Genomic DNA, 5,780 nt, shown 5'->3' on the forward strand with positions numbered 1-5,780 from the left:
CCCCTCGACTTCAATTCGGGCTTTCGCCCAGTAGCCCACCTCGATGATTCGGCCGTCAGGGCTCGCATAGACCCCCTCGACTCGCTAGAGGCGTCCACCTGCGATTTCGATCTGCGCAAATTATTTTTGGCGAAACATTTATTGCTATTGTGTTATGTCCCCTTTTTGAGTCCCGGCCAGGAGGGAAACCTGACGCCGGTCCTCCTGGCCGAGAGTGCCCTTCGTCTCGCTACGGACCTCTGTCCGGTATCCGCCCTTCTCACCGAAAGACCGAACGACCGGGGAGGCCTTGGCCTCGTGTTCGGCCGAGCTGGTCGGGGCCTGTTGCCCCATGGCGGCGCCGGTGAGGACCAGCGCGGCGACGGACGTCATCAGGGCGGCTTTCCAGGTAGAACGTTCGAATGTGGCATGCATGGTGATTCCTCCTTCCTTCCGATGCAGGTTCGCGGACATCTTCATTCACTTCGCGCAATCCGGACCGTTACGCGATGTCGATCACGTATCGGCGCGTCCCTCCCCGGCCGCTCGGCGAGCGGCCGGGGAATGGTTGCGAGATTCGAGATTCTCGGCCCCCTCGCGTCGGCGTGGGGGCGACCGGGGTCGGGACGGAGGGGAAATTACGTCGACCCCGGCAAATCCTCGAGGCGGATCAACTGGTGCGGATCTCGATCCGCTTCGGCTTGGCCTGCTGGGGCTTGGCGAGCTCCACCCGCAGGACGCCGTCCTTGAGGGTCGCCTGCACGGACTCGCCGTCGACCCCCTCGGGGAGCCGCACGATCCGCTCGAACCGGCCGTAAATCCTGCCCTCGTACTGGGGGCGCCGGCCTTCCTCGGCCTTGCGTTCGCCGCGTATGTAGAGCACACCCTGGTGGACCGTCACCTCGAGGTCCTGCGGGGCCACCCCGGGTAGGTCGGCCTCGACGTAGACGCGCTCATCGTCCTCCCAGGCCGCCACCGATTGCGAGGTGCCGGGCATGGCCTGCACGACGTGGGGGGCGTCCTCGCCGAACATGCGGCCGAGGAGGGAGTCGAGCCGGTTGATCGGGGCCATCGTGATGGGGTTGAAGGCGTGGTTGTTCTTCGGCATCGGGATCATTGGAAAAATACCTCTCAAGAGTTCACGGGCAACCGTCAAGAGGAGATCGCCAATCACGGCGGGGCGGGTCGGGCGAGGGCCCGTGGATCCTCGCTCCAGGAGGCCCGCTCCGCCATTGGTGAAGAGCAACGGCCGTGCCAAACAAGTACTTCACATCAAGTGCTCGAGCCGACGGAACTTGCGATTTGGGGGGTGAAAACGAGGCTGTCGTCGGCTGTCAGGATGACAGGATCGGGCCCCGCGGGCCGCTGCAAGATTGGCAGGAACGGGCGCGACGAACGATTGCCCGCGACCCGAATCCCTCACGAGGGGACTTCGAGGGATCCATCCTTCGGGGCGATCATCCCGAGTGCTTCGGCCTCCTGACACGCCAGGTGCCAGGCTTCCGCCTTCGTCGCCGCCTTGACCCTGATCCGACTCTTGCCGTTGCGACCCGTGACGAGCCAATATGGACCGTCCCGCCCGTCGACGAGCGCATCCCCGATCAACCAGCAGGCCCGATAAAGACGACCGTACGCTTCGTCGACGCTCGGAGGCGTACCGGCCTCGATGGCGCGTTGCCAGCGGGCGACGATCGTCTCGAGGTCGTGCGCCTCGATAAACTCGGCCGGCAGGGCCAGCCAGAGCTCGTCGAGGACCCTGCGGCGCAGCGCGGCGTCCGTCAGGCCTTCGGCGCGATGCCGCTCGATCTTCGCCCGGATGAGGGCCGACGTCTCGGGGTCGGGCTCGAGGGGATCCATGGCGATGCTCTCACGCTCCTAGAGGTCCTCATTCAAGTTCGCATCATGGGGAGCTCCCATGTTACGAAAAACCTCCTTCGTTTTCTTTGAGCAAGTGGGCACGGTCGATTCTTCGTCCGTTGCCCCCATCGACGCGCGGGTCGTCGCCAAACGGTGTAAATCGCAGGGCTCGCGGAGCCACAGGGGCCTCCAAGAACAAGGTTGAGACAAGCGGGCTGGGCAATGGAGAGGCAGGAGGAGGGCAAAAGGTCGGTGCTGAGAATCGGCCCCACGGCGACCTCAGCCTGGGCCACGAGCCGGGCATCCTCACCTTTCGGATTCCGCGAACCATCGATCCCCGCCATGGGACGGCGACCGTCCAATTGAGGCTCTGCTCTTCAGGGCGAGCCCACCCGCCTTTACTGTAACCGCCGTGACTGTGGCAGGGAGATGTTGAGCGGCCATCGGGACAGGCTGCTGTCGCCATCTTGACAGGTAGGTGGGTCGCTTGTGTTTAATCAGGCGGCCGGGACGCCCGGGAGGGATTCCGCAATTCATCGTCCCGAGTACGTACCGCACATCGTCCGTAAATCGCCGGAGCACCATCGTGGTCACATCTTGGCTGCAATCGTACGGGTCGAGGAAAGCTCGGGTCGCCCCGAGGTCGCGGAAGCTAACGGTCGAATCCCTCGAGGGGCGAGCTATGCTGTCGGCGACCCCGATCGGGGCGGAATTCCGCGTCAACACTACGACGCACTACACCCAAGGGACGCCGGCAATTGCCACCAACGCCTCGGGTGCCTCCGTCGCGGTCTGGGAAAGCAACCAGGCCGACCCGAATCATTACGGCATCTACGGCCAAAGGCTCGACTCATCGGGAGCGAAAGTGGGGTCGGAGTTCCTCATCGCGTCGACCACCGTCGGTTCGACCGGCGGGGACTATCAGCCTTCGGTCGCGATGGACTCGGCCGGCAACTTCGTCGTCGTCTGGTGGGGGCCCGAGAGCAGCTTCCTCTCCACGGCGGGGAATATCTACGGGCAGCGCTACAACTCCTCGGGTGTCGCGGTCGGCTCGCAGTTTACGGCGAATGCCGGCGCGACCCAAGGCTCGCAGACTTACCCGTCGGTCGCGATGAGCTCGACCGGTTCGTTCGTCGTCGTCTGGCAGAGTCTGGTCGCGCTCGGCTCGCACGGACCGAGCAGCGGCCCCATGATCGTCGAAGGGCAGCTCTTCAGCTCGTCGGGCGTCGGGTCGGGCGTGTTCTACATCCCGCCGAACACCGCCGGCCCCGGCGGGACCGCCGGGGGCGGCACCGCCCCGATCCCCGAGGGGTATCAGCAGCAGCCGGACGTCGCGATGGACTCGGCCGGCGACTTCGTCGTCGTCTTCACCGCCCAGATCGGCGGAATCGAGGAAGGGGACGAGGCCGGCCACATCATGGCCGCTCGGTACAACTCGTCGGGGGTGCTCCAAGGGCTCCCGATCCAGGTCGACCAGATCGCGAACACCGCGGCGACCGTGCCGAGCTACCCGGCCGTCGCGATGAACGCCTCCGGTGCCTTCGATGTCGTCTGGGTCGACCCCTCGAACAACGGGGTCGTCGATGCGCGACGATTCAACTCCTCGGGGACCGCGCTCGCTGGCGTCTTCCAGGTCAGCTCCAGTTCGACCCGAGTCGACCAGGAGACCCGCCCGGCCGACGTCGCGATCGACGTCAACGGGAACTTCGTCGTGACCTGGTCGGCCTTGCCGACCCTGACGGCCACGAGCCACAATATCTACATGAGCCTGTTCAATTCGAGCGGCACCCTGATCTCGAGCGCCCTGGTCAACTCGGACGTCAACTTCGACGACATCCAGCCCGCGGTCGCGATGGACAACTCCGGCAACTTCGAGATCATCTGGGAGAGCATCAGCCAGGACGTCGACCCGTCGCCCTACGGGAGTTCGCCCGGCGTCTACGGCCAGCGCTATCACTTCTGACCTCGTAACCGAGTTCGCAGGCACGAGGGAGGTGGCCCGCGTAATGGAGCCGCCTCCCTCGCGTGCTTATAACGGGGCGGAGATCGGCCAATCTTGTACGAGGGCTGTGTCAAACGGTCAGATCAAGCCAAAAGGTCAAGCCAAAAGGCCGTCGGCGTCAGAGGTCGATGTCAGCGAGCATGTTCACGGGTCGACGGTGAAATCGTAGGACGTCGTATCGTCCGGATTCAGATCAGTATATTTATCATTGTAATAAATTTCGCATTTGACTGTATAATTGCCAGAAGTGAGCCCGTTGAACTTGTCCGTATCATTCAATTCGTATTTCCACCCATCGAGGCTAGGTCCAGAAATTGTGCCTCCTTCGATCGTCTGTTTCAGCGTTGTCCCGCTATAGACTTTCCATCTCACAAATGAAGGGGTAAAGCCACCGGGGATCCCCGAAGCTGTAACCTCCGCGGTAAATTGGGTGTTTTGGCGATATGGGACGTCGGCTTGGACCACGTGTACTCGGTTAGGACGGCCATGGCTGGACGAGTGCTGGACAGCCCAATGATAGCAACAGCGAAGGCGGCAATAACGGCTCGGCGAAGCATGGTGCGTTTCCTTGGGGTAGATTCTGATCGTCTATAGTCAACGAGCCCTATGTCGGGCTTCCCGCCTGAGGGGCGTCAGAACGCATCGCTCGACACGATCTCACCGTTCGATCTCGTTCCGATCGCTCGCCAGACGTACAAAGAAATGCTTGGTTTTAGAGACGTTACGTGGCTGTCGGCAAACAGGCAGTTGACTCCGGCCGCGTGCCTGCTTCCTGCCGTCCATGCCCCTTCGGGCACCATTCCACTGCTTATACATGTATTTTCGTTAATGTTTAAATTGTGATTATGGAGCGTTTCCGAGAATCCCCCGCTCGCCCAAGGGCCTCCCTTCCTCGAGCTGGTTGCGAGGTCGGTGCTGGCAGAGACGCATGCCGACAAAAACACATCAAATGTGGAAGCGGAGTATAAATTGGGGGCGACTTTGAGCACGGTACTTAGCGTATCGCCCTTGGTCACGGGTTTGTGTGACCGCACCCATTCGGCCATAAGTACCGTGCTACCGGTGCCATCGGAAAACGAGGCGACGCTCGTAGGGGCATCGTCCCAAACCGACCCTGATAGGCCGCGCTCTACTTGACAATTCTCAACATCGAGCCCTGAGATCTTGATTTTGCTGAGGGGTGGACCCCCAGAGTGGGATTGCTTACATGATCCACGCTCCAGAAGGCCCACCCCATGCCCAAGATACCCTTCACTTCCTGGATCGCCAACGCCGCCGCGGCTTTGACCGGTGGTTATGGCGACGTCACTCGCCGTGCCGATATCGCCGACTGTAGCCGACAGACCATCTATGATCATGCCCACAAGGTCCAAGCCGCCGTCGAAGACAGGCACGATGGCGGACCGACTCGTTCGACCTTGATCGCGGAGAATCAGCGTCTCCGTCACGAGAATGCCCAACTCTGGGGCTGGCTCGCTCAGACCATCGAGTTCCCTCCCGGCCGGCAACGCGAGTTCTCCGTCACCGCCACGGCGATGGGATTGAGCCTCAACCAGATCCGCGCCCTACTGGACCTCATCGTGGGGACGCCCGCCTGCCCCGGTCGCTCGACGCTCCATCGGTGGATCCAAGACGCGGGGTCGGCCGCAGGTCGGGTCCTCAAGCTCCTCGATGCGCGGTGCCAGACGTTGGTCCTGGTCGGCTGCCTCGATGAGATCTTCTTCCACGGCCGACCCGTGCTGGTCGGCGTCGAGCCCACGAGTATGACCTGGTTCCTCGGGCAGAAGGCCGACGACCGCTCGGGGGTGACCTGGGCCCAGGCGCTACGCGATTGGAAGGCCTTATCCTACGTCACGGCCGACGCGGGGAAAGGCCTGCAAGCCGGCATCGCCACTTTGCAACGGGAGCGGCAAGAGGACGGGGAGCCGTCGTTGGAGAACGG

At 62.8% G+C, this 5,780-nt stretch carries 5 protein-coding genes and 1 pseudogene; 2 read left to right on the top strand and 4 right to left on the bottom strand.

Going from position 1 to position 5,780, the window contains the following annotated elements:
• Positions 1–144: 144 nt before the first annotated feature.
• From ACYOEI_RS40735 to ACYOEI_RS40745, 3 genes are all read right to left on the bottom strand, one after another.
• Entirely contained in the window at positions 145–414 is a 270-nt protein-coding gene (locus tag ACYOEI_RS40735; protein ID WP_462856419.1) for a hypothetical protein, read from the bottom strand.
• Between the two features lie 235 nt (positions 415–649).
• The gene (locus tag ACYOEI_RS40740) at positions 650–1,096 is read right to left on the bottom strand and encodes an Hsp20/alpha crystallin family protein (protein ID WP_462856420.1); all 447 of its coding nucleotides are present in this window, start codon (positions 1,094–1,096) and stop codon (positions 650–652) included.
• A 302-nt stretch (positions 1,097–1,398) separates the two neighbouring features.
• A complete protein-coding gene (locus ACYOEI_RS40745; RefSeq protein ID WP_462856421.1) occupies positions 1,399–1,836 on the bottom strand; it encodes a hypothetical protein in 438 nt (145 codons plus the stop codon).
• A gap of 682 nt (positions 1,837–2,518) precedes the next feature.
• Between ACYOEI_RS40745 and ACYOEI_RS40750 the strand changes: the two genes are divergently transcribed.
• Complete coding sequence (locus tag ACYOEI_RS40750) at positions 2,519–3,799, top strand: hypothetical protein (protein ID WP_462856422.1); 1,281 nt, start codon at positions 2,519–2,521, stop codon at positions 3,797–3,799.
• 671 nt (positions 3,800–4,470) lie between these two features.
• Here the strand turns inward: ACYOEI_RS40750 and ACYOEI_RS40755 are convergent.
• The gene (locus ACYOEI_RS40755) at positions 4,471–5,070 is read right to left on the bottom strand and encodes a DUF1559 family PulG-like putative transporter (RefSeq protein WP_462856423.1); all 600 of its coding nucleotides are present in this window, start codon (positions 5,068–5,070) and stop codon (positions 4,471–4,473) included.
• A 3-nt stretch (positions 5,071–5,073) separates the two neighbouring features.
• Here ACYOEI_RS40755 and ACYOEI_RS40760 point away from each other — a divergent pair.
• A pseudogene (locus ACYOEI_RS40760) lies at positions 5,074–5,780 on the top strand (hypothetical protein); the annotation flags it as partial.

This window comes from Singulisphaera rosea (assembly GCF_054877945.1).